Genomic DNA, 618 nt, shown 5'->3' with positions numbered 1-618 from the left:
CGCGCACCTGCCCGGCATCGCCGCGCTGAAAGAGGCGCTGCCCTCGCTCAAGCCCGATCGAATCGCGGGCGTCGGCGGGCTGACGACGCGGCACCATTCCATGGATGCGGGCGAGATGGGCGCGGATTACGTGCTGTTCGGCGAGCCCGATGCGAAAGGCCAGCGTCCCTCGGCGCAAGCGATCGCGGAACGGCTGGACTGGTGGGCCGAGCTGTTCGAGCCGCCCTGCGTCGGCTTTGCCATGTCGCTGGAAGAAGCCCACGACTTCGCCCTCAGCGGCGCCGATTTCGTGCTGGTCGGCGACTTCATCTGGTCCGATCCGCGTGGGCCGAAGGCCGCGCTGATCGAGGCGGACGCTGCGATCAAGAAGGCCTATGCGACGGCGACGGCTAGCCAAAATCCTGCTGGCCAGGAGCACGGCTAGCGCCCGACATGAAGCTCCCCTGCATCACCATGCTGGCTACGCTGCTGCTCACGCTGCCCGCGGCTGCGCAGCTCCAGATCACTCCGCCGGCGACAACGCCGAGCGCGCCGGCCGAGAAGCCAAAGCCCAAGCCGCACGCGCTTACCAAGAAGAAGGAGGCCGCGCCGGCGCCAAAACCTTCGGCCTCGCCCAAG

2 pseudogenes are annotated in these 618 nt (G+C 68.4%); both read left to right on the top strand.

Annotated features, from left to right (window positions below):
- Window positions 1–424, top strand: a pseudogene (locus MOV75_RS41085) (thiamine phosphate synthase); the annotation flags it as partial.
- An 8-nt stretch (window positions 425–432) separates the two neighbouring features.
- Window positions 433–618: pseudogene (locus tag MOV75_RS41080) on the top strand (HcpA family protein); the annotation flags it as partial.

Source organism: Bradyrhizobium sp. PRIMUS42 (genome assembly GCF_023006515.1).
Taxonomy (GTDB): Bacteria; Pseudomonadota; Alphaproteobacteria; order Rhizobiales; family Xanthobacteraceae; genus Bradyrhizobium.
The sequence above is the reverse complement of the archived record's forward strand: the minus strand, read 5'-3'. Positions and strand labels throughout refer to the sequence as shown.